Annotated in this window: 24 protein-coding genes and 1 riboswitch; of the genes, 6 read left to right on the top strand and 18 right to left on the bottom strand. The window is 47.6% G+C overall.

All coding sequences use genetic code 11. The annotated features are described in order from the left end of the window. Positions 1-41: 41 nt before the first annotated feature. The 12 genes from ACXAD4_RS11190 to ACXAD4_RS11135 form a co-directional block, all read right to left on the bottom strand. A complete protein-coding gene (locus ACXAD4_RS11190) occupies positions 42-1,217 on the bottom strand; it encodes an ABC transporter substrate-binding protein (protein ID WP_475241374.1) in 1,176 nt (391 codons plus the stop codon). A gap of 16 nt (positions 1,218-1,233) precedes the next feature. Continuing rightward, entirely contained in the window at positions 1,234-3,513 is a 2,280-nt protein-coding gene (lpdA, locus tag ACXAD4_RS11185; RefSeq protein ID WP_475241373.1) for a dihydrolipoyl dehydrogenase, read from the bottom strand. 11 nt (positions 3,514-3,524) lie between these two features. Next, the gene (locus tag ACXAD4_RS11180; protein ID WP_107298416.1) at positions 3,525-4,112 is read right to left on the bottom strand and encodes a carboxymuconolactone decarboxylase family protein; all 588 of its coding nucleotides are present in this window, start codon (positions 4,110-4,112) and stop codon (positions 3,525-3,527) included. 140 nt (positions 4,113-4,252) lie between these two features. Then, a complete protein-coding gene (locus ACXAD4_RS11175) occupies positions 4,253-4,645 on the bottom strand; it encodes a hypothetical protein (protein WP_475241371.1) in 393 nt (130 codons plus the stop codon). Between the two features lie 221 nt (positions 4,646-4,866). Beyond that, a complete protein-coding gene (locus ACXAD4_RS11170; protein ID WP_475241369.1) occupies positions 4,867-5,457 on the bottom strand; it encodes a TfoX/Sxy family DNA transformation protein in 591 nt (196 codons plus the stop codon). A gap of 123 nt (positions 5,458-5,580) precedes the next feature. After that, a riboswitch (cyclic di-GMP riboswitch) is annotated at positions 5,581-5,685 on the bottom strand. 192 nt (positions 5,686-5,877) lie between these two features. After that, positions 5,878-6,882 (bottom strand): substrate-binding domain-containing protein, encoded by a 1,005-nt coding sequence (locus tag ACXAD4_RS11165; RefSeq protein WP_475241367.1) that lies wholly within the window; start codon positions 6,880-6,882, stop codon positions 5,878-5,880. A 381-nt stretch (positions 6,883-7,263) separates the two neighbouring features. Further along, on the bottom strand, positions 7,264-8,085 hold the full coding sequence (locus tag ACXAD4_RS11160; protein ID WP_475241366.1) for a heme ABC transporter ATP-binding protein: 822 nt from the start codon (positions 8,083-8,085) through the stop codon (positions 7,264-7,266). Beyond that, positions 8,082-9,119 (bottom strand): FecCD family ABC transporter permease, encoded by a 1,038-nt coding sequence (locus tag ACXAD4_RS11155; RefSeq protein WP_475242762.1) that lies wholly within the window; start codon positions 9,117-9,119, stop codon positions 8,082-8,084. The genes ACXAD4_RS11160 and ACXAD4_RS11155 overlap by 4 nt, the downstream gene beginning before the upstream one ends. A gap of 33 nt (positions 9,120-9,152) precedes the next feature. Next, positions 9,153-9,989 (bottom strand): heme/hemin ABC transporter substrate-binding protein, encoded by an 837-nt coding sequence (locus ACXAD4_RS11150; protein WP_475241365.1) that lies wholly within the window; start codon positions 9,987-9,989, stop codon positions 9,153-9,155. Then, positions 9,986-10,408 (bottom strand): ExbD/TolR family protein, encoded by a 423-nt coding sequence (locus ACXAD4_RS11145; protein ID WP_475241363.1) that lies wholly within the window; start codon positions 10,406-10,408, stop codon positions 9,986-9,988. The genes ACXAD4_RS11150 and ACXAD4_RS11145 overlap by 4 nt, the downstream gene beginning before the upstream one ends. Next, positions 10,405-11,079: a MotA/TolQ/ExbB proton channel family protein gene (locus tag ACXAD4_RS11140; RefSeq protein WP_475241361.1), complete on the bottom strand. Its 675-nt coding sequence runs from the start codon at positions 11,077-11,079 to the stop codon at positions 10,405-10,407. Before ACXAD4_RS11140 ends, ACXAD4_RS11145 begins: the two co-directional genes overlap by 4 nt. Before the next feature lie 18 nt (positions 11,080-11,097). Further along, positions 11,098-11,844: an energy transducer TonB gene (locus tag ACXAD4_RS11135; RefSeq protein ID WP_475241360.1), complete on the bottom strand. Its 747-nt coding sequence runs from the start codon at positions 11,842-11,844 to the stop codon at positions 11,098-11,100. A gap of 358 nt (positions 11,845-12,202) precedes the next feature. On the opposite strand from ACXAD4_RS11135, the gene hutW reads away from it, so the two are divergent. The 5 genes from hutW to ACXAD4_RS11110 all read left to right on the top strand — a co-directional run bounded on the left by hutW (position 12,203) and on the right by ACXAD4_RS11110 (position 15,753). After that, positions 12,203-13,588: a heme anaerobic degradation radical SAM methyltransferase ChuW/HutW gene (gene hutW, locus ACXAD4_RS11130; RefSeq protein WP_475241358.1), complete on the top strand. Its 1,386-nt coding sequence runs from the start codon at positions 12,203-12,205 to the stop codon at positions 13,586-13,588. Between the two features lie 51 nt (positions 13,589-13,639). Beyond that, the gene (hutX, locus tag ACXAD4_RS11125; RefSeq protein WP_317521834.1) at positions 13,640-14,158 is read left to right on the top strand and encodes a heme utilization cystosolic carrier protein HutX; all 519 of its coding nucleotides are present in this window, start codon (positions 13,640-13,642) and stop codon (positions 14,156-14,158) included. Between the two features lie 90 nt (positions 14,159-14,248). Beyond that, the gene (gene hutZ, locus ACXAD4_RS11120; RefSeq protein ID WP_475241356.1) at positions 14,249-14,806 is read left to right on the top strand and encodes a heme utilization protein HutZ; all 558 of its coding nucleotides are present in this window, start codon (positions 14,249-14,251) and stop codon (positions 14,804-14,806) included. Positions 14,807-14,999: 193 nt separating this feature from the next. Then, entirely contained in the window at positions 15,000-15,395 is a 396-nt protein-coding gene (locus tag ACXAD4_RS11115; RefSeq protein ID WP_475241355.1) for a hypothetical protein, read from the top strand. 166 nt (positions 15,396-15,561) lie between these two features. Further along, complete coding sequence (locus ACXAD4_RS11110) at positions 15,562-15,753, top strand: hypothetical protein (protein WP_475241353.1); 192 nt, start codon at positions 15,562-15,564, stop codon at positions 15,751-15,753. A 55-nt stretch (positions 15,754-15,808) separates the two neighbouring features. Here ACXAD4_RS11110 and ACXAD4_RS11105 read toward each other — a convergent pair whose 3' ends face one another. From ACXAD4_RS11105 to torC, 4 genes are all read right to left on the bottom strand, one after another. Next, positions 15,809-16,375 (bottom strand): hypothetical protein, encoded by a 567-nt coding sequence (locus ACXAD4_RS11105; RefSeq protein ID WP_475241351.1) that lies wholly within the window; start codon positions 16,373-16,375, stop codon positions 15,809-15,811. Between the two features lie 225 nt (positions 16,376-16,600). Continuing rightward, positions 16,601-17,254, bottom strand: a complete 654-nt coding sequence (gene torD, locus ACXAD4_RS11100) for a molecular chaperone TorD (RefSeq protein ID WP_475241350.1) — start codon at positions 17,252-17,254, stop codon at positions 16,601-16,603. A 178-nt stretch (positions 17,255-17,432) separates the two neighbouring features. Then, the gene (gene torA, locus ACXAD4_RS11095; RefSeq protein ID WP_475241349.1) at positions 17,433-19,964 is read right to left on the bottom strand and encodes a trimethylamine-N-oxide reductase TorA; all 2,532 of its coding nucleotides are present in this window, start codon (positions 19,962-19,964) and stop codon (positions 17,433-17,435) included. A 71-nt stretch (positions 19,965-20,035) separates the two neighbouring features. Beyond that, positions 20,036-21,202 carry a pentaheme c-type cytochrome TorC gene (gene torC / locus ACXAD4_RS11090; protein ID WP_475241347.1) on the bottom strand — a complete coding sequence of 389 codons (1,167 nt, stop codon included), beginning with the start codon at positions 21,200-21,202 and terminating at the stop codon, positions 20,036-20,038. A gap of 201 nt (positions 21,203-21,403) precedes the next feature. Between torC and torR the strand changes: the two genes are divergently transcribed. After that, positions 21,404-22,117, top strand: a complete 714-nt coding sequence (gene torR, locus ACXAD4_RS11085) for a two-component system response regulator TorR (protein WP_475241346.1) — start codon at positions 21,404-21,406, stop codon at positions 22,115-22,117. A gap of 474 nt (positions 22,118-22,591) precedes the next feature. On the opposite strand, the gene panP is transcribed toward torR, so the two are convergent. Both panP and ACXAD4_RS11075 read right to left on the bottom strand, forming a co-directional pair. Continuing rightward, on the bottom strand, positions 22,592-24,253 hold the full coding sequence (gene panP / locus ACXAD4_RS11080) for a pyridoxal-dependent aspartate 1-decarboxylase PanP (protein ID WP_475241345.1): 1,662 nt from the start codon (positions 24,251-24,253) through the stop codon (positions 22,592-22,594). 76 nt (positions 24,254-24,329) lie between these two features. Next, positions 24,330-25,331 carry a DUF2860 domain-containing protein gene (locus ACXAD4_RS11075; RefSeq protein ID WP_475241343.1) on the bottom strand — a complete coding sequence of 334 codons (1,002 nt, stop codon included), beginning with the start codon at positions 25,329-25,331 and terminating at the stop codon, positions 24,330-24,332. Positions 25,332-25,398: the final 67 nt, after the last annotated feature.

Raw genomic sequence — 25,398 nt, 5'->3', positions numbered from 1 at the left:
TGGGAGCTAACTCCCACCCGTTAGGCTTAGCCTTTTTAATTTTAGCTGCCGTAGCGCTTTTGCCACTCCAGCTCAATGGCGGTCAGCCAGCTTGGATGTGGTTCAGGGATCGATTTGAACAATGAAAAGCCTTGCGCGCCACTGTTAGCCAAAGACTCTGGCTTCAAAACAGATGGGTCTCCCCAGATTTTGGCATCAGCTTTACGTGCTTGTGCGTCAGGGCTCATCAAGAAGTTGATGGCTACCAGAGCGCCTGCTTTCGCTTGGGCATTCCACGGAATCGCCAAAAAGTGGATATTGGATAAGGCACCTTGTTCAAAGGCATAGGTTTGCGCCGTATCAACCAAGTTGCCATTTTCAATGGCGGCATTGGCAGCATTAGGATTGAACGTAATGGCCAGCAGTAATTGCTGATCATCAAGTAGCTGGATTGTCTCGCTGGTTCCTGATGGGAAGCGCTTGCCTTGTTGCCAAGCTACTGGGTGGAGCTGATCAAGGTATTGCCACAAGGGTGCAGTCACCTGCTCAAATCGCTGGCGTTCCTTTTGGCTATCAATTGCAGAGTAGAGTGAGTCCGGTTCATTGGTTAGTTCCAGCAAAGCGGCTTTCAAGAAACTGCTGCCGTGAAACTCTGGTGGTTGCGGGTAACTCACCTTACCCGGGAAGGCTTTTGCCAAGCTCAGCAGCTCGGCGAAATTCTTCGGCGGGTTGTTGAGGGTTTCTTTGTCATGGATAAAGACCAACTGGCCCACACCCCATGGGGCTTCTAGACCAACTGTTGGCTCGGTGAAGTCTTCATCGATTGGTAGGCGAGTGTCCACATATTGCCAGTTAGGCAGTTGCTGGGTAAATGGACCGTGCAGCAGGTTGCTTTGCTTCATCGAGCGGAAGTTTTCACCATTGATCCAAACCAGGTCAACACTGCCGCCTTCGTTTTTACCTGCGGCTTTTTCTGCCAGAAGGCGCTGAGTGGTCTCGGCGATGTCGGCGACTTTGACATGTTTTAGGCTGACACCATACTGGGCTTGCAGTTGGCGACCTGCCCAGCGTAGATAGTCATTGATTTCTTGGCTGCCACCCCAAGCATTAAAATAGACAGTTTGCCCTTCAGCCTGTTTAACGATGTCATCCCAGCTTTGTTCTGGTGCGGGAGCCGCTTGTGCCGTGCTAAGGCCAGAGGCCAGCGCAAGCGCCAGCCCCAGGAGTGTTTTTTTCATGATCCTTTTCTCATCCCTATTTTTCGCTTAGCGCACCTTCATTGCTGCGCTTTGGTGTTGTTTCAACGCTGTCTGCTTCTACGCTGCCTTTTTCAATAGATAAAACTGATTCAGCTTCACGCTCACTAGCAGCAGCTTGCTCGTCTTTGCGCATCCAGTCATGGTATTTTTCAACCAGTGTCAGCAGACCTTGTGGAGCATTAGCTTGTTTCCATACCCCGGCCGTGTATTTTGCGGCTTCACTCATTGTTGGGTAAGGGTGGACGGTACCCAATATCTTGTTCAGGCCTAGGCCGTGGCGCATTGCAAGGGTAAATTCGGCAAGTAATTCGCCAGCATTATGGCCAACAATGGTTGCTCCAAGGATTTTGTCCTTGCCTTTTGGCGTGATCACCTTGATAAAGCCATGATCCTCACCATCTGTAATCGCACGGTCTAAGTCATCAATTCCGTAGGTAACAATATCAAAATCAATACCTTGTTGCTTGGCTTCTTTTTCATTAATACCGACACGGGCCACTTCTGGTGAAGTATAGGTCGCTGCTGGTAGTACCGAGTAATCCGCTTTGAATTTCTTGAACTGACCAAATAATCCATTTACTGCGGCGTACCATGCCTGGTGAGCGGCAGCATGGGTCAACTGGAACGGACCGGCAACATCGCCTACGGCAAAGATGTTCGGGTACTTGGTTTGAAGGTATTCATTAACCTCGACTGTGCCACGTTCAGAGGTGGTAATGCCAAGTTTCTCAAGGCCGAAACCTTGTACATTGGCAACACGCCCCAGTGCCAGCATCACGGCGTCAAATTCAATGGTTAGTGACTCACCGTTAGCGGTTTCCAGCAGCACACGTTGCTGCTCGTTACCGTGCTCATCGGTAACACGTTCGAATTTAACCGCTTTATGGCCAGTTTTAATGTCTACACCGTCTTGCTCAAGGCTGGATTTGACCAAAGCGGCGGCATCACTATCTTCACGAATGAGCAGCTGATCGGCCATTTCGACCAAGGTGACATCGCTGCCGAGGCGCTGGAAGCTTTGTGCCAGCTCACAACCGATTGGGCCACCACCCAATACCAGTAGGCGCTGAGGTTGTTCAGTCAAAGACCAAATGGAATCTGAAGTTAGGTAGTTAACTTTATCCAAACCAGGGATACCCGGTACCAACGGGCGAGCACCAGTGGCAATCACGATATTACGGGTCGTGATACGTTCACCGTTCACTTCGACTTCCCAAGGCGAGAGAATAGTCGCTTCACCAGAGATACAGTTTACGCCTAGTTTGCTGTAACGCTCTACGCTGTCATGGGGTTCGATTTTACCAATTACGTTGTGAACACGTTGCATCACCTTGGAAAAATCCACTTTGGCTTCGCCGGTCTCGATACCAAAATCCTTGGCACGGGTAATTTCAGCCATGGTGTGGGCTGCGCGGATAATGGCTTTGGATGGAACGCAACCGGTATTGAGGCAGTCCCCCCCCATTTTATGGCGCTCAATAAGAGTCACCTTGGCTTTTACCGCCGCCGCGATATACGCGCTAACCAAACCACCTGCGCCTGCACCAATGACGACCATGTTCTGGTCAAAATGATTTGGCTTGTCCCATTCAGCGTAAACACGGCGCTTGTTGAGAATTTGCATGACGGATTTGGCGATCAGCGGGAAGATACCCAGTAGTGCCAACGATACCAATACTGGCGCAGAGATTATGCCGCTTAGGCTGTCTATCTGGCCTAACTGGGTACCGGCGTTAATGTAGACCGCAGTACCGGCTAGCATACCCAGCTGACTGACTAGATAGAACATGCGGGTAGAAATTGGCGTCAAACCCATCAGTAAGTTAACGATGAAAAACGGGAATACCGGGATCAAACGCAGCGTGAAGAGGTAAAACGGGCCGTCTTTCTCAATACCTCGGTTAATCGCAGATAGGCGGTGACCAAATTTCGCTTGCACCCAGTCACGCAGGATGAAACGGCTAAATAGGAAGGCGAGGGTAGCACCAATAGTGCTGGCAAAGGAAACCAGCAACAGGCTCCACCAAAATCCGAACAAGGCTGCACCAAGTAAGGTCATAATCGCAGCACCTGGCAATGACAGTGCTGTGACAACAACGTAAAGAACAAAGTAGACCATGCTTGATAAGAATGGCTTAGCATGGATGGTGTCAGTCAGTGCGATTTGCTGTGCCTTGGCTTGTTCAAGGGTAAAGTACTGGCCAAGATCAAATGCAAACCAAACAGCAATCAGGGATACAACAATACTGACAACCAGCAGTTTTTTTCTGTCCATAATTTGCTCCTTTATTTGTCCGTATGAGTAGGGGCATCTGTTGATTGCTGTTCACCAGGTTGGATCGGGAGTGAACAGAAACCTTGCTCAGGTACATCTAGTGCAGTGTTAAATTTTGCCGACAGGTTTTGAAACGCAACCAGCGCGGTTAAATCAACAATAGCATCTTCATCAAACCATTGTTTTAAATCTGAAAGCATTTCATCGGTAACGCGCTGGCCGGTAATGGTCATCGCTTCAACATAGCCTAGGACGGCTTGCTCCTGTTGGTCGAATAGTTCACTGTGCTGCCAGTTGGCAAGTGCTTTGATTTTCTCGACAGAATCGCAACGCTCGGCAAGCTTCATGCCGTTTGCATCGACACAGAATGCGCAGTCATTTAGCTGGGAAACCCTGACGCAGACCAACGAGCGAAGCACCGGACTTAACGGCGATGAGCGGCGATCCAAATAGCCAAAGAATCCGGCGACAAGCCAAAATAGCGTCGGGCGACGACCCCACAGCTTGGCGGGATTGAGAACTTTGCCATAATGGCGTTTTTGCAGCCATAGTAGTGGCTTGATAAATAGTGAGTAGTTTTCTTTGGCGGAAATGCGCACGGTGACCCCTTGTCTCTATATTATGCTACTGTGAGCTTATCAGGATAGCGGCGGTAATTATTACCGAAATTATCAGATAGTTATGAGACAAAGACCTTACTAGGAAGCAAATTATTTCATTGGTAGATGGAAAAAAGTGTTTAGTTGACTGAGATTTGTACAACTTGAGGTTTGTTCTGGGTGATCACCTTCTCAGAAGAGAGCTCAGTGAGCACAATATAGCCGCATGCCATCAAAGGGATAAAAGCGAGCAGCATGGTTTTTCCAATATGGTAATTGCGGTACCAATACTTGCGGGCCCTGATTTTTAGCAGCAGGCCCCAGAACAGCAACAGTGCATTTAAGCTAGCGATAGACACCAGTAAGTTGTGAAGTGACTCATACGTGGTGATGTTATTCTGTACAAGTATAAAAGCGACGAGAGGAGGAAGCAGGCTGAACAAAACAAGCAGGCGCATAATTCGCGGCCACTTGCCAAACTTATCCTTGAACATTTGATCGCTCTGTCCTGGAAAAGGTTTGGAACAGTTCATAATTACCCCCTGGTGCTATTTTGAAACATATTTTACAAGCGTGAGTTTGCAATAAAAGGGTGTTGAGCGATTTATAAACAGCGTTGTGAGATAATTCAATATTTAACGAAAATTGACAAAAAGTTGTCAATGGAATGATTGATTATTGACACGTATCATTGACGAAAATAATACAAAAAAAGAGACCTTGATGGTCTCTTTATATATGCAATTTGTTTTTGCTAGCTTAATTTCGCTAGTAATTCCGAGCGGCGATCCTTAGGAATAACTGACCAGTGCTGGCCACTAATTGCTCCCTCTAGCGCCCAGAGCAAGTCAATGCTCACGGTGCCTTGGTGAGTATCCTGTAATGCTTTAAAGGCATTGATTGAACCTGCTTCCATCAATTCGTCCACGGTACAAATACCTGCTTTTTTCAGCATTCTTTCATTTGCCAGGCGAAGGTTTGGTAAGTCTTTTATTCGATCTGGTGATGCTTTTTCTTTTGTTTCTTTATCAACTTTCGCTGCATCTAGAGAACGAGTCGCCTGCTCAACAATCTTTCCGGTGTCATTCCACCATTCATCGGGGATAGCGTAATGTTTTGTTACAACCGGAAAGCCACGTTTTTTATATATGTACGGTTTAAGCCCTGCCTTTTTATATTCTTGTTCGTTTTTTGCGTTTGCGCGAAGATGAAGTTTGTCATTTACTACGAGTGCAAACATTGTTTCACCCGCAAAAATACCAAAGCCGCCAAACATTGAACGCGATTTAACGTTATTGAAACAACTAAATAGGCGTAAAGATTCTTTTAAAATTGGTTTGTCCATGCTTCTTCTCGGTGAAAATTTCTTGGGTCACCTAACAACAGAGCGAGGATTCAAGAATAGCAAATATCAAGACATTACACTGTCAGAAAAAAGTAAGACTTTCTTGACACAGTTGCTATATCCATCGGCAACCCCGCTACCATAAGTTGACTGAGTTAATAAAACCCGACGACTCTTAGGCCGGAAGCTTTGCGTCCCTACCTTTCGATAGGTTTGCCTTGTTCGTGACAATTTAAGAATATCTCAGATGATATTTTTGAACTTGATCGCAACTTTGGAAATGTGATGTTGATTCCAGAAATTGCCGTGAATTTCTGCTCGTTAATGAATACTTTTGCCCCAAAACATAAGTTGATAGCAATAAAAAACGGAGGCATGAGCCTCCGTTTGGATTCTAAAAAAGTAAACGCTGGCGGTTACTTAGTTCAATTTCTTAACCGAATTACGGATCACTAGCTCAGGCACCATTTCGAATACCTGTGTTGCGTGCTCTTTGTCTTTCACTCGGTGCATCAAGATTTCAACCGCGCTCTTGCCCAGACGACGTTTAGGCTGGTGAATAGTGGTTAGTGGTGGCGAGAAGTAAGGTGCCAGATCGATATTGTCGTAGCCGATGATAGAGATATCTTCCGGCACGTTGATACCAGCTTGCTGGAAGGTACTGATCATCGCCATAGCCATGATGTCGTTGAAACAGAATATTGCGCTAGGGCGCTCTTTCATCGCAATGATCTGTTTGGCAGCAGTGACTGCTGACTCACACTCGAAGTCACCTTCAAGAATCCAGTCTTCATTGACGTCGAGGCCGGCTTCACTCATGGCTTTACGGAAGCCTTTCAGGCGCTCACGACATGCCGTTTTCTCGCTATGGCCGGTTAAGCAGCCAACGGCTTTGTGACCATGCTCGATGAAAAATTTGGTCGCGACATATCCGCCAAGTTCGGCGTTATCTTGGATTTTATCTGTGTGCGGGCTCTCTGGACCCCAGTCCATGATCACCATAGGTGTTTCTTTCTGACGTTCCAGTAACCCCAGCAACTGCTCATCTAGGTCTGAACACATAACAAGAAGACCATCCACGCGCTTCTCGGCTAGCATACGAAGGTAATCACGTTGCTTTGACAGGTTACCTTCGGTATTGCATAGGATCAGGGTATAACCTGCGCCGTAGCAGAATTCTTCAACGCCGTGGACAACTTCAGCAAAGAAAGGGTTGGTCGATTTGGTCACCAACATGCCAATGGTTCTTGTTGTGTTGCATTTTAGGCTTCGCGCAACCGCACTAGGTGCGTAATTCAACTCATCGACCGCAGCCAGCACTTTCTTTTGGGTTGCTTCTGCGACGAAGCGAGTTTTGTTAATCACGTGAGAGACTGTGGTTGTAGATACACCAGCCATACGTGCAACATCTTTAATCGTTGCCATAGTTATTCTTCTAATAATAAAGGTCAGAGAACCTTATAAATTAATCATTTACTCAACAGAAAAATGAACTAGTTCACCGTCTTCTATTCGAGTAGCTCATTGTTCTGTTGGGTACGAAAAAGCAGAAACGGCAAAAGGCCGCATCTCAAATGGGCGGCTCTGTACTGACATTTTTGCAGCATGCGTGATGTGCATATCGCACATGTTGCATGGTTTAATCGCTTGCGTTCACATTTTACTGAGTGTGGCCCAGAGTGCAATGCTTGTTATCTCAATTTGCAATTTTCGTGGCTTACATTCGATTTTTTGCTTGAGAGAAAGACAACAGGGCCAAAAATTGGCCCTGTTGATAATTCTTTCTATGCAATTGGGTTAAGCTAACTAGGCCGCTGCCGGCAAGACAATAGGGTAGCCATCGACGGGGTGCTGGGTTATACAGACTGGCCAGCCATAGACAGACTCTATGGTTTCAGCCGTCAGTGCCTGCTGCGGTGTACCATCGGCCTGTATCTTGCCATGGTTAATGATAACCAGCCGGTCTGCATACTGGGCTGCTAGGTTCAGATCATGAATCACGATAATCACGGCGGCTCCTGCTTGCGCCATTTGTTTAGCGACAATCAGCGAATTGTGCTGGTGAGCTAGATCTAGCGCTGAGGTAGGCTCATCCAGCATTAAGATGCAGTTTTCACCTGCTTGGCTTAGCTGGGTGAGGACCCTGGCAAAGTGCACACGTTGTTTCTCACCACCAGACATGGTTGGGTAAAGGCGGGGACCAAGATCGGTCACACCGACCATATCCATTTTTTCATGCGCAATTTGCTTTGTTTGGGCATTCGGCAGTTCGAGTGGTAGCGCACCGAGCTCAACGACCTCCTGCGCCGTAAAAGCAAACGTCAATGAGCTGTGCTGGGGTAGGACACCAAGATGTTTCGCCAATTGAGCGGGTGGCCAATCTTGTCGAGGGTAGCCGAATAGGTCGACATCACCATCGGCTTCTACTTCGCCACACATTACCTTTAACAAGGTACTTTTTCCTGCTCCATTTGGCCCTAGCAGAGCGGTCAATTGACCACGTTTGATTTGCAGCGAGAAATCATGCAGCAGTGTTTTACCACCTAGGCTGAGTGACAAGTTGCGTGCTTCAATGGCAATGTCATTGTTAGGGCCTTGTTGATGCGCCGAGTTGGTTTGCTGGCTCATGACAGTCTGCCTCTTTGCTTGATCAATAAGTAAATGAAGAATGGTGCACCAAGTAATGCAGTAATGATCCCCACTGGCAGCTCTGCTGGCGCAGCTACAACACGGGCAAGCATGTCTGCAACCAATAAGATCAATGCGCCAAGCAAGGCGGATAGAGGTAGCAAGGTTTTATGGTTTGGCCCGGAAATCATACGGCCAATGTGCGGTACGATAAGCCCAACAAAACCAATCACCCCAGTTAGCGATACGGCAATACCGACACCTGCAGCACAAAGTAAAATCAGCATGCGCTTCAAGCGCTGAACATTCACGCCAAGGTGTTTGGCTTCTGCCTCCCCCAATAGAAATGCATTAAGAGCATTTGCATTGCGATCAAAAGAGAACAGTAGGGCGAACAAGGTTATGTAGGCAAGGCTAATTCCTGGCCAGGTAGCTCCAGCCAGAGAGCCCATTGTCCATAACGACAAATCACGAAGAGCTTGGTCATCCGCATAATAGTTCATTAGACCCAGTGCAGCGCCTGATAGGGCGCCGATGGCGACACCGGCTAGTAACATAATGGTCACGGATGTGCCGTTTTTATCTGTGCCGAGCTGGTAGACCAAAAAGGTACTGACGGCACCGCCAATGAAGGCGAAAACAGGTACTGTCCCCAGTGTTAGTAATAGCGGAAAGCTTGCAGCCAAAGGTGCGAAGATCACAATGGACAGCGCTGCTCCAAGGCTAGCACCGCCAGAAACACCGATGATACCAGGATCAGCGAGGGGGTTGCGGAATAGCCCCTGCATTACAGCACCACATAGTGCCAAAATGGCACCGATGGCCATGCCCAGTAAAGTCCGCGGGAGGCGTATTTGGTGAATAACGATCTCAATATGAGCTGGTAAATCCAGCTGAATAGGTAGTAGCGCTTTGAAGCTGTCAGCAAAACTGATATTCATTGGCCCCACCGCAATCGATGAGGTGACAGCCAATACCAGTAATGTCAGGCCAACAGGAAAAACGATGCTGGCAGGGGTTCGTTGTAACTGCATCATAAATATACTGCTTTGATGAACGGCTAACGGTTATTTGTTGTAAAACACTTGGTTCAGGCGTTCTGCTTCACTCAGGCTTTTCAGGCCAAGTCCACCAATAAGCGCTGTACCATCAATGGTTACAACGGCTTGGTTCTGGCCTGCAGGCGTTGCAGCAAGCAAAGGCATCTTCTTCAACAAATCATCTGCAGAGCCAATTTGGCTGAGTGTGCGAGAGCTTAGCAAGATGATATCAGGCTGCATTTCAACCATGGACTCGAGTGATATTGGTTTGTAAGACTCGACGGCGCCTGCGGCTGGGTTAATGGCTCCGGCTAGGCGAATCACGCTGTCAGCGGTGGTATTACGTCCAGCGACATTCGCTGGGCGACCTTCGTGGATCATCAGGAACAAGACTTTTTTCTTGTCGGTGTGGTTTGCTAGGTTTTGATTGATTGAATCAACCTTATCCTGCACTTGCGCCTGCAGAGCTAGTGCTTCTTGCTCCGTGTCGGTGAGTTCGCCGACTTGTTCGATACGTGCCAGTAAATCATCGACGGTTTCACCCGAGTTGACCACGTCCACTTCGATACCTGCTTGCTTAATCAGATCCAAGGTTGTGTTAGGTCCCATTTCAATTGAGCCAACCAGTCGAGTAGGGTTCAGGGCGATCAAGCTTTCAGCTGAGAGCTGACGGTGATAGCCCAATACAGGCATGCTATCTTTAACCATTGTTTTACTGGTGACATCAACGGCAACAAGTTGCTGTTGTGCTCCCATTGCATTGATGAGCTCAGTAATAGCGGCCCCTGCACTGATGATGCGCTCACTGGCATAAGATGAGTTAGCAGCGAGTAGTAATGCGCTAGCCAGAGCAATACGCTTCATGATTTATCCTCTTCCATTAATAATTGAGTCGCCTTGATTTCATTTTGTTGAAGAAAAGCGAGGAGTTTTAGCATGTTTTCAACCGAGCCTGCCTTGTCGGCACCGATCACAACGGGCTTATCAGGATTGGCTTTTACTTCCTTGAGAAGTGCAGTTTTGAAGGCATCCCAACTGTCGATTTCTGTGCCTTGCAGTGCCCAGTAGGGCTCTGTAGAAGTAATGTTGACAGTAATAGGATCTGATTCTGTTTCTTGCAGTGCCTGTGTCTCTGTTTGCGGTAGTTCGACATCTAAAGATTGCAGCTTCACACTGGCAGTCAGAAGAAGGAACACCATGACGATAAAAATGATATCGAGCAGGGGGGTAAGGTCGGGCTTTAGCTCATCATCACCCGTGACGCCTTGATGCGTTCGAATCATGATATCGCCTCTACCTTTTCGGCTTTTGGCTGGCAGTTGGCATCTAGGGATAAACCTTCTAGCCATAGGTTGCAGTGATTGAGGCTATGCTCAAGCTTAGCTGTAACCTTATCAGCCCACAGGCCGAGTAGTTGTGAGCCTGTAATGGCCGGCAGTGCAATGATCAAGCCTGCCGCTGTTGTGCGCATGGCTAGACCCAAACCATCAGCAAGATCGTTTGGTGTGACGGCGCCTGAACTCATTGCAATGCCCTTGAACATTTCAATCAAGCCAAGCACGGTACCCAGTAGCCCTAGTAACGGGCTGATCACGCCAATCAGGCTCAATAGGCGTAGTCCTGAACGAAGCTGAGAACGCTTTTGTTGCAGCCAGATACCAGCAGCATCTTCACGTAACGGTTTAGCAAAATGACGGTGTGAAATAAGCATAGAAACGCCTTTGAACAGTAAAGGGCGTTTTTCTTTTAGCGATGTCGCTAACTGGTCGAGCCCAGCCTCGTCGGTTCGGCTTTGTTTAGCCAATAGCGCATCAATTTTACTTCTGCCTACACCAGTGCATAGCAATACCTGGATACAGCGTTCGATGAGGATCATCAGCGTCAGTGCTGAACACAGCAGCAAGGGTGCTGTCATTAGGCCAAATTGGTTTTGTAGGGAGTGAAACATTTCCATGGGTGATTCCAATAATTGCTAGTCCAGCTTAAAGCGGACAGGAACTTGTACGCGATGGGCAATGGCTTGACCATCAACAATATGGGAAGAAAAACGCCAGCGCTTGATGGCTTCCAGCGCAGCATCATCAAGGATCTCTGTGCCCGATGATTTCAATAGATTCTGTTTTACCTGCTTGCCAGACTCATCAATCCAAATTTCAACCAAGACTTGGCCTTCAATACCGCGACGCTTAGCAATGCGAGGGTATTTAACAGGGCTCGGCCTTGTGGCGAAGGTTGGCTTGGTCACGAGCTGAGGCTCACTGTTCACCCCAGAAGCGGCTTGTGCCGGGGTAGGTGCAGCTGTCTTCGCCACTTCTTCAATAGCTTTAGGCTTATCGTTCTCAATGGGCTTCTTAACAGGTGTTGGTTTCTTTACGACCTTTTGTTCGACCTTCTTCTCAACTGTTTTTTTCGGTGCAGGTTTAGTGACCTTTTTTACCTCGGGTTTAGGCTCAGGCTGCTTTTTCTTTACCAGCTTTTTAACTGCTGTTTCTTCTTTGACAACTTTTTTAGGCGCTTCGACCGGCGCTGGAGGTGGTGGCTTGGCTGCAACGGGCTCAGTTGGCTGAGGAGCCGGTGCCGAGACGAGATTCAGCGAGACTTTGGTTGAGTCTGTACCAACCGGCATCGCCATCACCATTTTGTTAGGCACAGCTGAAAGCAATAGGCTGTGGGCAAGCACTGATACAACACCCGCTATGGCATATCTCTTTGCGTTCACTGTTTAACTCCAACCATGCAAAATAATGCTTTATGTGTTTGTAACTATTGATAAATTGTATAAACAGTAATTTATCAATTAGCCCCTCGAATCAAGAATGGTTATCATTATCCATGTAATCGAAATAATATCAATTATCATTTGCAATATTATTTAGGGGTGCTTATGATTGCCTGCAAATAAGAGTGGTTCTCATTCCATTTGATAAGTAGGGCTTAGCCCAAAAGAAAGTAGTCATGCACGTTTGCTCAACGTGGTGCTAGAAGTAAACAGCAAAGAACTGTTGCTCTAGTGAGTAAAACTGACAGGTATCAGCCTGTTGAGGAGGGGCTAGGTATCTAGCTCGACGAAGAAGTAGATGATTGAAGAACAAGCATTACAATCTGCTGTGTTGGCGCCGGAACTACTGACTGAAGCGGTGGTAGGAAAGCACACGCCTGACCCGCTTCGCTATGCATTTGCCAATAAGCGTTCAGCGCATGCCGGTGGTATGTCGGCAATGATCGCAGAGGAAGAGCGACAGGGTTTAGCGCTCAAGGTGCTAGCGACTGTGCCAGAAAGTCCTAACAGTCGATGCCTTTATATTCATATTCCATTCTGCCGTGTGCGTTGCACGTACTGTAATTTCTTCCAGTATGCTTCCAGCCAGTCTCTAATTGATGATTATTTCGATGCACTGATGGTTGAGCTGAAAGCAAAAGCGGCAATGCCTTGGACACAAGCAGCCCCGTTTCGGGCGGTCTATGTTGGTGGGGGTACGCCAACCGACTTAACGGCAGAGCAAGTGACGCGTCTGGGTAAAATGGTAAAAGCTCACTTTCCATTGACCACAGATTGCGAAATTACCCTTGAAGGCCGTATTAACCGCTTCGATGATCAAATGTTCGAAGGGGCATTAGAAGGTGGCTTCAACCGTTTTTCCTTTGGTGTGCAAAGCTTTGACACAACGGTACGTCGAAAAGCCAAACGTCTGGATGACCGCGAGCCAGTTATGGAGCGGATCCAATCTTTGAGTGCAACCAATGAAGCCCCCATTGTCATCGACTTGTTGTTTGGCCTTCCTTATCAAGATATGGATGTTTGGCAGCAAGATTTGAGTGATTTCTTGGACAGCGGCGCACACGGTGTCGATCTCTATCAGCTGATTGAGATGGGCGGCACACCAATGAAAGGCATGATTGAGAAAGGGCGCCTGCCAGAGCCTGCCGACACGCCGACCAAAGCATCTATGTTTGAATATGGCGTAAACTTTATGGCAGAGCACCACTTGCGTCGACTCAGCGGAAACCATTGGGCTCGCGACAATCGCGAACGCAGTATATACAACAGCCTAGCGAAAACCTCTGCTGAGGTATTGCCTCTAGGGGCTGGTGCTGGCGGTAACGTAGGCGGATTTGGGTTCATGCAGCACAGAACCTTGGAAGCTTACATTGAAGCTATCAAAGCCGAGCAACTACCTCTGGCGATGATGACTAAATCAAGCCCTCAAGCCGCATTGCATGCAGAGATCAAAGCGAGCTTTGATCGTGGTTTCTTGTCTGCAAGAGATTTTAAGCAGAAGTTCTCACAAGACATCTTTGCACTATGCAAGCCGCTGTTTGAAGCGTGGCAAAAGAATGGTTTAGTGAAGTTGGAAGGGCAGTACCTTTCATTAACGCTAGCCGGAACGTTCTGGTCTGTGACCTTGGCTCAGTCGATGATTCAAGTTTTACAACAGCATGTGATGCCAAAAGTCGCTACATAAACAAATATAACTAATTAACACTCGTACATTGAAGTACCTGGAGAGAAAAACGTGTTTGAGAAAATTTCCTTTGAATCGCTAAAAGCTCAGGTTGCAGAACAACTAGCTGCTGAACCTAAACTTCATGCAATGGCGATTGCCGAAACCCTAGGTGTCACTGAAGGTGAAGTTGTGATGGCTTTTCCTGAAGAGTTGGTGGTTGCATTGCCAGGTGAACATGCACAAACGATTCTTGAAGAACTGCCTACTTGGGGCCCAGTTACCACCATTGTTCACTCAATGGCTTCAATTTTTGAAGTAAAAGCGCCTTTCCCTAAAGGTAAAGAAGCACGTGGTTACTACAATCTAATGGGTAAAGAAGGTGAATTGCATGGCCACCTACGTCTTGATCTCGTGACTGACATTGCTTTGGTAAGCAAGCCATTTATGGGGCAGGAAAGCTACTTCATCGGCTTCTTCGCTAAAGGCGGTGAGTGTGTATTCAAAGTTTACCTGGGGCGCGACAAGAAACGTCAGCTGTTCCCAGAGCAAATTGAAAAATTCCAAGAATTAAAAACAAAGTTTAAATAATTAAAACAAAATCGATCAGACAAGCTGTTGGTATAAACCTTATTGACCATTTAGTTTGTCTTGATTGGGTAAAAAACGGAGAAAGTCAGAATGAATGCTGTAAAGCAAGAGCGCCTTCAAAACCGCCTAGGCCCAGAAATTAAAGAATTCCGCCAGTCTTGCCAGACTATTCAGTTGGCGACCGTTGATGCAGACGGTAAGCCAAACGTGAGCTATGCACCATTTGCCTTGCTTGATGACGGTTACTATGTGCTTATCAGCCAGATTGCCAAGCATGCGCGTAACTTGCTGGCTAACCCACAGGTTTCATTGATGATGATTGAGGATGAAGCATCATCAAAAACCATCTATGCACGTAAACGCCTCACTTTCGAAGCCAATGTGGTTGTCGTTGAACGCGAAACCGAAAAATGGCTGGCGGCGGTAGAAGAGTTGAAGTCACGTTTTGGTGAGATTATCGATGGTCTTAGTGGCTTGGAAGACTTCAAGTTGTTCCGCTTTGAACCGACTCAAGGTTTATTCGTGAAAGGTTTTGGTCAAGCATTCCAGGTTAGTGGTGATGATTTGGTTGATTTTGTTCACTTGCAAGAAGGCCATCGTCGTATCAAAGACGGTAGCGAAGTGACCCAACCGACCGAAGAGCTTTAATTCAAAGTAAAGTATTAACTTCCAACAGCCTAGGCCGCTCAACCTAGGCTGTTTTTTTATCTGTCATTATAAAGGACTATAACAGACAATAGCGGATAGGCTTGATCGTGATCAGCGTCTTGATTATCCAAACTTGATAGCGCAAAAATACGTGTGATAATTAGCATAAAGATAATTATCAACGGATAAAGTCATGTCTACTGATCCTCGCCGCGAAGTGCGCTTTGCCTATATTGCCAGCTTCCTCACCCCCCTGACTTTGATGATTTCAGGCATCATTGCTGTGATCTACTCAGCTTACAAGCTGAACAAGGGGACAGATGAGCTGAGCTACAGCCATTACTACACCATCATCCGAACTTTCTTTTACTTCTTTACCTTCTTTGTAGTGTTGGGTGTAACCGCAGCAACCACCACGGGTATCCTTGCTGGGGCTGAGTACTGGGTCTATAGTCCTGTACTGCACAAGATCTTACAGGCTATACCTGTTGTCGGTCTTGTTATCGCGCTGCTTGCCATCGTGAAGTGGTTTATCCAACATATCCAAGGTATGAAATTGCTTAAGGCAAATCAGCCGATGGAGCTGTAATAGCTAGTAGGACTTAGTGATTTCATTGAAAACCCGCCAGATAACGGCGGGTTTTTTTATGTATTACATTTATGTTTCGCGGCCCGGTTGGCAAGTTAATCTGTAGGGTATTAATCGTGCTTCTCTATAATATTAAGGATAAGAACGGTAACGAAGGAGCCTTGTTATGGCGGAAAAAATGCAAGCCCCAACTCATTCCCAAACAGAAAAAGACCTGTCGACACCGCAAGATAAAATGAGCATGCACGAAGGCATTGCCAACTGGTGTGACTGCTGTGTATGCGAAGCTGAGCCTTATTGGTCGGAAGTGGCTGAACAGATGGGAATCAACATGAGCGACTATGAAGACGGTCGATAAATAAATACCGCAGCGAAATGGCTGCGGTATTTGTTATGAATATGAGGAATGTTTCTTACTGAAGTGATTCAAGTAGACCATTTAGCTCCTGGATCAAGCTTTCAGTTTCTGGGTTGTTTGCTTTCATTGCAGCAAACGTATCAGCCTGCAGCTTTTCCTGCATTGCCATTAGCTTTTCATCTGCAAGGATACTCTCACGTTGTTCGGCTAGCTGACGCTTAGCGGCAGCGAATTCTTGAATCAACGCTTCACGCTCTTCTTCGCTGGTTTCAGCATTGCGTACTTTGTCTTGGATCTCTTGAGCCTGGCTGACGAACTCATCAGGGTTGTAACCAATTTCTTTGGCCTTCTCTTTGTAGGCCGCTTCAAAGGCTTTGGCTTGTTCGATCAGCTCTGGATTTGCCTGTAGCGTTTGCTGGCGGATGCTGGTCAAATCACGCTGAATTGCATTGATACGGTGTGTGACTTCTTTCTGGCTAGCAACTGTATCGGTTGCCGCATCACTGGCCTTCGATGCAGGGCTGAATGCGAACAAAGTCACAAGCATCAAAGGAAGGGCGTATTTCATTAGGTTGAATACTGAATTTGATTGTTGCAGGGTACGCGTTTTGCTGTTTTGCATAGTTTAACCTTTGTTGGTGGTTATCATCGCTATGACTGCAATGTATAAAAGCACCCAAAGCGGATTGTCAGTATTGTGTCATGTATGCTGGATACGAACTGAACAAGCAGAAGGCTGCCTTTGAAAGTGGGCGTTGCATGGAAGGCGAAGTATAAAAAAGCCGGCAATCCATGTGCCGGCAAATGAAGATAGTGTTTTTGAGTCGCTGGCTACTGCCAGTCAGGATTATTGTTCTTCGCCATTTAGGAACTGGGCGTCCAAATGGCAGAATGCGATTAGCACTTGTGCTGCTGCTGCATAAAAACCAAACTGGTCTCGCTGTTTGGCTTCAGCGGCAAAGGCAGGCAGCCAGTTAAGCAGCATGGTGTTGATGAAATCGAGCTGCGCCTGCATAACCGGCTCAGCCTGCTCCGGTGAACCTTGTTGGTTGGCCATGATGATCAGGTTGCCCATGAAGTCGAGCTCGACAGCCAAATGGTCGGCAGGCTCGTTGAACTCTTTGCGCTGGGCAATGCCATACTCTTCCATCAGCTTATTCATGTCTTGCGCTGGCTTGTCATTCATCAGGCCGCTTTCGCCGACATACATAGACGCATAGGGTAGGGCACCGGATTTTGGTGTGCTCAGGAACAGGCCACAGAAATCAGCAGCAAGCTCTAGCTGGGCATCTTCACGACTTTCCAAACGGTTTAGGGCATCACGGAAGGCTTCCACTGGCTGCTTTAGTTCCGGTGTCATTGCCAAGCCTGACAAGAAAGTGACCATATCGCCACCACGGTACTGTTCGATGTCCTGCTCGGTTAGCTCACGAGCGAAAAGGGATGACATCCACCAATAAATTTCTGCGCGCTGTTCGTTGAAAGCAATAAACTCTTTCATGATCACTCCAAATCAAGGCATACGGTGCTGTGCTCACCGTATTAAAAACATATTCAGGTAGAATATTGATGTATTTAATCTACTTATTATACGTGAATAGGTTCTTTAAACACACTGTTATAGAAGTAAAAATCAGTCAGGGACCGAAGCCCCTGACTGGGTATTAGCTGATATTAACTTAGTCTAGATCCATCGCTGGGAATAGTGGGTTAATGTCAGTTACGGCGGTTGGGCCATGGAAACCGGTCACCGCAGGTACTGTACCTGTATACTTCTCGATCTCTACCTGCGCCGCCGCCGCTGTTGTTGCCTGGGCAAGCTTTGATGAGCCAATATCCTGAGTCAGTACGTTCGGATCACCGTAAGTACAAATGGTACCTGGCTTACCACCTTCTAGCGGGCTGTACCATGCACCTTCGTGGATACGGCAAACCCCCGTCATGTAGTCGTCAGAAACTACGGCACCAGCCAATACTTCACCACGATCATTGAAAACGCGGACAATATCGCCAGACTTGATGCCACGTGCTTTGGCATCTTCGGTGCTCATATATACCGGCTCACGGTCAGCAACCGCATAAGTTGCACGGTGCTCAGTAGAAGAACATAGCTGCGAGTGCAGGCGATGTTTCGGGTGAGTACTTTGCATATTCAGCGGGAACTTGTCTGAACGAGGACCACCATGGCTACGTTCTTTCTTTTCGAACCACATTGGGTGGCCCTGACAATCGTCGTAATTCATATCGGCGATAGTCTTACAGTAAATCTCGATAAGACCTGTTGCAGTGCCTAGTGGCTCTAGATCTGGCTCATTACGGAATGACTCGTGACGGACCCACTCAGTACCCGCAGGGAACTCGATGAAACCTTCTTCTTCCCAGAACTTCTTGAAGTTGGACATACGCACACCGATACCACGGCCTTGCAGGCGGGCACCGTTGTAGAACTGCTCAATCCATTCCATTTGCGACTTACCTTCGGTGAAGGCTTCTTCACGATCATAGCGGCGGCATAGCTCACGGAAGATGTCGAAATCATCTTTTGCTTCGTACATTGGCTCTACCACTTTCGGCAGGGCAATGATACCGGCGTTGGAGTGGTTACCGTACTGCTCGATATCGTTACGCTCGTGCGTGGTGGTCGCAGGTAGAACGATATCGGCAAAGCGACAGGTTGCTGTCCACTGGTGGTCAACAGAAACAACCGTTTCCAGCTTGCGCCATGTCTTGATCATCTTGTTACGATCTTGGTGGTGGTGGAACGGGTTGTTACCACAGAAGATCGCCATTTTCATTTCTGGGAACTTAACTGGGTGACCGTTCCAGTCGATGGTTTTACCTGGGTTTTCGATACAGTCTACGAAACGTGCTACAGGGATAAAGTTAGAGTAACCCTTGTATGAGCCGTTGTGGATTGGGTCGACACCGGTTACACCGCTAAAGCCAGACATCAGAGGGCCTGCAGACGTTACCGAGCCGGCATCGTTGTAGTGCCAGCCGAAGCCAAAGCCACCACCTGGTAGACCAATTTGGCCCAGCATTGCGGCAACAACAACCAGCATCCATGCGTACTGCTCACCGTGCTGCATACGCTGTAGACACCAACCACCGATGATCTGGGTACGGCCAGAAGCCATCTGGCGAGCAAGTTCACGAATAGTATCAGCATCAATGCCACAGATTTTCGCTGCCCACTCAGGTGTTTTTGGCGTGCCGTCTTTCTCGCCCAATAGGTAAGGCAGGAATTTGTCGAAACCTGTGGTGTAGTCAGCAAGGAATTCTTTGTTGTATAGGTCCTCAGTGTATAGCGTGTGCGCAATCGCCAGCATCAAAGGAACGTCAGTTTGCGGGTTTACTTTAACCTGCTCACCACCAACAAATTTTTGGGTATCTGAAACAACTGGATCAACGTAGATAACTTTGATTTCGTTGTTTTTAACTTTCTCTGCAAGCTGATCAAAGTAAGCGTATGGGCTATGGTCTGGAACCAACCAACCTACTTGCAAGTTCTTAATTGGATCAGAACCCCAGATTACGATGGTATCTGAGTGCTCAAGAACCAGCGGCCAAGATGTCTGCTGCTCGTATACTTCCATTGCGCCGGCAACGTAAGGTAGTACCACCTGCGCCGCACCTGTTGAGTAGTCACCCATCTTGGCAAGGAAAGTACCGTGCAGGCCGATTGCACGCATCATCATGGTACCTGCAGAGTGCAGTTTACCTACTGACTGCCAACCGGTATGGCCGGCGTAAAGTGCGCTAGGGCCGTAGTTGTTCTGGATACGCTCCATCTCATGGTAGAAAAAGTCCAAAGCCTGAGACCAAGGCACACGAACGAAGCGGTTGTCACCACGCTGTGTGGTGTCTGACTTATAGCCGTGCTTCAGCCAATCTAGGCGAACCATCGGGTATTTAACACGTGCAGGGTTGTATACCACCTCACGCACACCATCGATCATTGTTGTTGGGTGCTTGTCTTTTTCGAACGGTACGGTATCAACCCATACACCGTTTTCTACTTTGGCGCGGAATGCACCCCAGTGTGAGCCAGACAGCACTTCACCCGAGAAGTTAGCTTTGGTATCAGTTGCAGCCATGGCGCTACGTGGTGCAAGTAGGCTAGTACCCACCACTGATGCAGCACTTGCTGCCACCATGCCAGACAGGAAGCGGCGGCGTGAAACGCCTTTATTTAGAATTTGAGTTGCCATTTAGCAATTCCTTTAATTTGAATTCTTTTGCTTGGGAGGGGGGAGTGCAATCCCCCCTCTGCTAATAGGAATTAATGTGCGCCAGCGCCGCCGGTGTCACTACCGTGGTTCTGAAGGTATTTCAGAAGGGTGCGCTCTTCAGTTTTGCTTAGACGGTAGTAGGCGCTCATGCCGTTCAGGCTTGAGATCCAACCGTTTGCAGTAAAATGGCCTGGTGCTGGGGCTGCGTGACAAGCGGTACAGGTTGAACCGTACATACCTTCTGCGTAGTTCCAGATTGGTTGGATGTCATCAATCATGTCATCTTTGGTGATCCAGCCTTCAACAGAAACGTGTTGCCATACAATGTTGGTTGATGCATCTGTCTGCTCTTCGATAAGCTGCTCAGACTCTTTCACGTCGCCGCGAATTGTCGCTTTGAATACACGTTTGCCCATGTATTCTGTCAGCACTCGACCACGGCCTTCCTTCTCAAGCCAGCCGTCAATCTTCACTTTCATCATGTCACCGTCGCGCTCAAGCACGGTCACTTCTGATGCCGGTAGAAGGCTGCCTGATACGGTGCTGTTTGCATCAGCAACGGCAAAGATATTCTTCTCGCTTAGTGAGTACAGGGTCTCTGCAACCGCACCTTGTGAGTTAGCCGTTGCCTGAAGTTCTTCGAAGTCTTTCTGGAAGCCGCCAGCCATGTTTGGCAATTCGTGGGCAATACCTTTGTGACACTCGATACAGTTCATGTCTTCAGCGGCTGCTTTGTTCATCTCGAATGCAGCTTGAGCAGACTGTTTGCTGTGATCCATAGCATCGTATGAGTGACAGCTCTTACAGGTCTTGGAGTTCTGGCTCTTCATTCGATCCCAAACGGCAGTTGCCAGTTCGAGACGGTGTTCTTCCAGAAGCTCAGGGGTATCAATTTTCTTAGTGATGAAGTGGTTGTATACGTCTTTCCACGCGCCCAGTTTACGCTGAAGCTTGCCTGGCAAATCTTTTGGCTGGTGACAGTCTACACACTCGGCACGAACACCAGAGGCATTTTTGAAGTGGATGCTTTGTTTGTACTCTTCGTAGTTCTGTTCCATGGTGTGGCAAGAAGTACAGAATTCTGTCGTTGAAGCGAATTCAAAACTCTTGTGAACGGTCAATACGCCCGCCAAGGTAATACCAATACCAACCAAGACCAGCGCAAGAATCGAGTACTTGCTGCTAGGCTTAGTCAACATTTGCCAAAGTTTTTTCATAGTGGAAGATTCCAATTTAGAATGAATGCCTGCCGTAAACTACGGTGACGTATAAATTTTTATGGGGTAATCTTAATTCCACGATGTGAATAAGGTTAATGGCGGCGGTGAACAGGATTTGCTGGATTATGACAAATTGTGAATAGCTGCCTCCTGTGCTAACGTTTTATAGAACAGTAAATAAGACATAAAGAGAAAGAAATGAGTCATCACGTACTTGTAGTAGAGGATGAAATTGTTACCCGTACCAAATTGGTTGGGTACTTTGAAAATGAGGGATATAAAGTTAGTCAGGCCGAAAGTGGCGCCCAGATGCGCGAAGTGATGGCCAGTGAAAAGATCGATCTGGTTATGCTCGATATCAACCTGCCAGGTGAAGACGGCCTGATGCTGGCTCGTGAGCTGAGAAGCCGTTCAGAAGTCGGCATCATCCTGGTAACAGGGCGTACAGACAGCATTGATCGTATCGTCGGATTAGAGATGGGTGCCGACGACTACGTGACTAAACCGTTTGAATTGCGAGAACTTTTGGTTAGGGTTAAAAACCTGCTGTGGCGTATCTCTCTCGTCGAAAAAGCACGTGATGAAACTATAGTTGAGATGCAAGAGGATAGCATTATTCGCTTTGGTGATTGGCAGTTTGATATTAACAAGCGTGCGTTAACGCACAATGGGGTACCGGTTAAACTGACCAAGGCGGAGTACGAGTTGCTGGTGGCGTTTTCTTCTCACCCGAACGTGGTTCTGAGCCGTGAGCGTATTTTGAATATGCTGAGCCATCGTGTTGAAGCGCCAAACGATCGTACCATTGATGTACTGATCCGCCGTATGCGCTCCAAGATGGAAGTTGACCCGAAAAACCCGCAGATTTTTGTTACGGTGCACGGTGAAGGATACATGTTTGCGGGTGACTAATTCCCCGGCATTGATGTACTGAAGCGCTGAAATAATTTGTAATAAATAGGCCGATATCCACTGGGTATCGGCCTTTTTTGTCTGTTTCAATCGGTGCTTTTGTTGATCTTGATCAATTATTATTACGTGATGTGAATGGTTGGAATAGTATCAATAATAAGACATTCACTTTTCATTTTGCATTTAGTAGCTAAAAGTTAAAGTTTGGTTGCTGTTGTGAGGTTTGTTTGTTGTTTTTTCAATGCTCTGCATTGGTAGTTATGTCTAGATGAAATGACTGTTCGGTCGTAATTTGAGCGGTCATGAGGTGTTTTATCGAGCGGTTAATTGCTTTGTGAAAATTATTTTGAGGTAATCGATGGTTTTTAAAGCAAGCTGTGAAGAAATATGAAATCAGCTCTCGCTGCTTTAGATGCAAAAAAGCCTGGCTTTCACCAGGCTTTCAAACTGTTTATCCACTTATCGCATGTTAATTTAGAGTGCAACTTGCTGATTAAGAATACTGTCAGTGAGCGTGTTGATTTTAGGGAAACTGATCAAGCTCTGCTTGGCAATGTCTTTTTGCTCTTGCAGTACATCTTTGAGTATCTGCTCTGTGGTTAGTGGGTTGGCTAGCACGACGCGGAAAACGGTTGTTAGCCTGCGGTCCCAAGCCTCAGGGGTTATACGGGTACGAGAAACAAACGACTTACCTGATTCACGCTGGCGCTTCTGGATGAACTTGGTCATATCATCAAGAGCTGCCAACAACTCTTCACGTTGAGCCGGATCGGCAAGGCGCAGCGCTTCTTGGGTTCGAGCAGGCGCATAGCGATAGGTCAACAAGCACAGCTCAGGTTCTGAAATTAATTCAAAATCCGGATCTTGATTAATCAATGAGGCAAAGTACTGGGCCTTCTCGATACTGGTGTTGATCAGCATTTCATAGCCCGGGCGGCTGATGATGTTAAGGCTGGCATACAGCAGCATCGCCATACCGCTTCTTGAGCCTTCAAGAGTATGGCTACCAAGGTCTTTGGAGCCCTTACGCAGAATATACTCAGCATGGTGCTCAATGGCCGTCATCAGGGCTGGGTTTTTGAAAATGACCATACCAGCCCCCATCGGTACATAGAGCTGTTTGTGGGCATCAATGGTGACAGAGTCAGCACGTTCGATCCCCTTCAATAGTGGGCGATAGGTGTTGGACATCAGTGTCGCACCACCCCAAGCCGCATCGACATGGAAATGGCAATCATATTCCTGAGCCAGATCAGCCAGCTCTTCAAGCGGATCAATATTGCCGGTTTCCGTAGTTCCGGCTACACCGACAATCGCAAAGGCTTTGATATTGTTCTGCTTGAGCTCTTCTAGCTTGGCACGCATTTCATCGACACGTACACGGTTGTGGCTGTCAGTCTTGATAGGGACCAAGCAATCTCTGCCTAAGCCCAATACGTCAGCGGCTTTCTTGAGCGAGTAATGGCCACGCTCGGAAACCAGCACCACCAGATCTTCGTAGCCATAATGTTTCATGGCTTTGAATAGCCCTTCCTGCGCGACACCTCTAAACTCACCATCCGGTTTAAGCGCACTATTACGTGCAACCCAAAGTGCTGTGATATTTGCAATGGTACCGCCGGAGCAGAAAGCCCCAAGTGAGTGATTGGCACTGTGCATCCACTGTTGGTAGAACGCTTCTTGCTCACCATAAATCAGGTTGTGAAGCATGCCCAGCACTTGGCGCTCCAATGGCGTAAACGCCTTGGAAGTTTCGATTTTCACCAGGTTCTGGTTCAAACCGATCATGATTTTGGACAGCGGCATCAGGAAGTAGGGCAGGGCCGATGTCATGTGACCGATAAACGTCGGCGCAGAGGTATGCACTGACTGCGCAACCAGCTTGTCCAATAGGAAATGGGTATGATCAGAAACAAAGCTCGGCGTCTCTGGAATATCGGCGGACGAGAAGTCCTTCTCGATTTCTGCCAGAGGTTTTTCGCGGGCAGCAATATGCGTTTGCAAAAACACATTGAGGTTTTCTGAAATGTCTTTTTCGATCCGACCTAACGTCGACTCGGGTGCTTCCGGCACTGTAAAAATGCGATGCAGCGACTCTTGGGTTGCATCGGCTTTTTTGTGATCCACTACTGCCATAACGATTAATAACTTGTAACTATTTCGGCAAATTGCAGCTAATTTAATGCAATTTGCCGCCGCTGTCGAAAAAAAATTAGAAACGGTAGTTCATACCCACGGTGAATAGTAAGCTCTCTTCATCATAAAAAGTGATATTTGAGTTACTTTGGTTATAGCCTATAAGCGAGACTAAGTTCCAGTTTTCCCAGCCCATAGGCGCATCATATTGCGAGGCTAGGAACACTCCCCATTTATCATCTTGTTGGGTACGCTCAAAGATAGGGTTTTGTTCATCAAAGTCCACATAGTTGTAACTGAAGGTCAGTGCGAAGCTGGCTTTGTTGACTCGCTGCACCACACCTAATTCAGCACCAAAGCTGTCACTGGCCATCGCCGAGCCCTGTGCGTCGTTACGGGTATAGCTGACCGCTGAGCGGATGACTTGAGTGCGGCTGATTGGCAAGAAATGACTTAGCTGGGCAAAGTAAATATCAGATTGGCGGTCGAGCAACTGCTTCTTCTCACCTGTCGGGTCGTCTGACAGGCTTGCGCCGCTGTTTTCTTCGTCAAGATCCTGGTTGCCGCCAGACAGCTCTAGCGAGAAATTACTGCCGAGGATCTGATTATATTGGAAACGCAGGCCTCTGATTGTACTGTCGGTCTTTGAGCGAGCTTGATCCAGCAAGTACGGGTCTTGCCAAGTTTCACTTGTCATCAACCCCGGTACGTAGCTAAAAATCAAGGTGCCGTTGTCTTTGAGTTTGTGTTTATAGCCGAGCTCTACATGAAAACGACCGAAGGCCAAGTCTGAACGGCTGGTACCAAAGTACACCTGTTTATCGAGTGCCTCATTGGTGTAGCTGATTGTGCCCAAAGGGGCGATAAGGAAATCACTCTCTTTACCCGCTTTGCCGTAATCACTAATCGTGTTGTCATCAGTGTTGAATGGGGAGCGGCTCTCTGAGTAGCCAGCCAAAATTGAAATATCAGCATTGAGGCCGGCAGACCAGGTCTGTGGCTGGTTGGCTAGCGCTTGAGTCGATAAACAAGCTGCGGGAAATAGAATGCATAGTGCGTTAGCGTACCGTTTTGTCATCTTGGGTCCTTCCTAATCAAAGGGATTCATGGCGAAAAAGGGTGGATTGACCGTAGCAAAAAACCGT

The sequence above is a fragment of the Photobacterium sp. AWH4_225 genome (genome assembly GCF_056158405.1).
This window is presented reverse-complemented; position numbering and strand designations above follow the sequence as displayed.

Coding starts and splice junctions, on each gene's coding strand:
- ACXAD4_RS11190 (WP_475241374.1), bottom strand. CDS start 1,217: ATGAAAAAAACACTCCTGGGGCTGGCGCTTGCGCTGGCCTCTGGCCTT.
- ACXAD4_RS11150 (WP_475241365.1), bottom strand. CDS start 9,989: ATGAAGCGTATTGCTCTGGCTAGCGCATTACTACTCGCTGCTAACTCA.
- ACXAD4_RS11145 (WP_475241363.1), bottom strand. CDS start 10,408: ATGATTCGAACGCATCAAGGCGTCACGGGTGATGATGAGCTAAAGCCC.
- ACXAD4_RS11165 (WP_475241367.1), bottom strand. CDS start 6,882: ATGGCAACGATTAAAGATGTTGCACGTATGGCTGGTGTATCTACAACC.
- hutZ (WP_475241356.1), top strand. CDS start 14,249: ATGAATGCTGTAAAGCAAGAGCGCCTTCAAAACCGCCTAGGCCCAGAA.
- ACXAD4_RS11155 (WP_475242762.1), bottom strand. CDS start 9,119: ATGCAGTTACAACGAACCCCTGCCAGCATCGTTTTTCCTGTTGGCCTG.
- torA (WP_475241349.1), bottom strand. CDS start 19,964: ATGGCAACTCAAATTCTAAATAAAGGCGTTTCACGCCGCCGCTTCCTG.
- ACXAD4_RS11170 (WP_475241369.1), bottom strand. CDS start 5,457: ATGGACAAACCAATTTTAAAAGAATCTTTACGCCTATTTAGTTGTTTC.
- torC (WP_475241347.1), bottom strand. CDS start 21,202: ATGAAAAAACTTTGGCAAATGTTGACTAAGCCTAGCAGCAAGTACTCG.
- lpdA (WP_475241373.1), bottom strand. CDS start 3,513: ATGGACAGAAAAAAACTGCTGGTTGTCAGTATTGTTGTATCCCTGATT.
- ACXAD4_RS11105 (WP_475241351.1), bottom strand. CDS start 16,375: ATGCAAAACAGCAAAACGCGTACCCTGCAACAATCAAATTCAGTATTC.
- panP (WP_475241345.1), bottom strand. CDS start 24,253: ATGGCAGTAGTGGATCACAAAAAAGCCGATGCAACCCAAGAGTCGCTG.
- ACXAD4_RS11115 (WP_475241355.1), top strand. CDS start 15,000: ATGTCTACTGATCCTCGCCGCGAAGTGCGCTTTGCCTATATTGCCAGC.
- ACXAD4_RS11075 (WP_475241343.1), bottom strand. CDS start 25,331: ATGACAAAACGGTACGCTAACGCACTATGCATTCTATTTCCCGCAGCT.
- ACXAD4_RS11140 (WP_475241361.1), bottom strand. CDS start 11,079: ATGGAAATGTTTCACTCCCTACAAAACCAATTTGGCCTAATGACAGCA.
- ACXAD4_RS11110 (WP_475241353.1), top strand. CDS start 15,562: ATGGCGGAAAAAATGCAAGCCCCAACTCATTCCCAAACAGAAAAAGAC.
- ACXAD4_RS11160 (WP_475241366.1), bottom strand. CDS start 8,085: ATGAGCCAGCAAACCAACTCGGCGCATCAACAAGGCCCTAACAATGAC.
- hutW (WP_475241358.1), top strand. CDS start 12,203: ATGATTGAAGAACAAGCATTACAATCTGCTGTGTTGGCGCCGGAACTA.
- torR (WP_475241346.1), top strand. CDS start 21,404: ATGAGTCATCACGTACTTGTAGTAGAGGATGAAATTGTTACCCGTACC.
- torD (WP_475241350.1), bottom strand. CDS start 17,254: ATGAAAGAGTTTATTGCTTTCAACGAACAGCGCGCAGAAATTTATTGG.
- ACXAD4_RS11175 (WP_475241371.1), bottom strand. CDS start 4,645: ATGAACTGTTCCAAACCTTTTCCAGGACAGAGCGATCAAATGTTCAAG.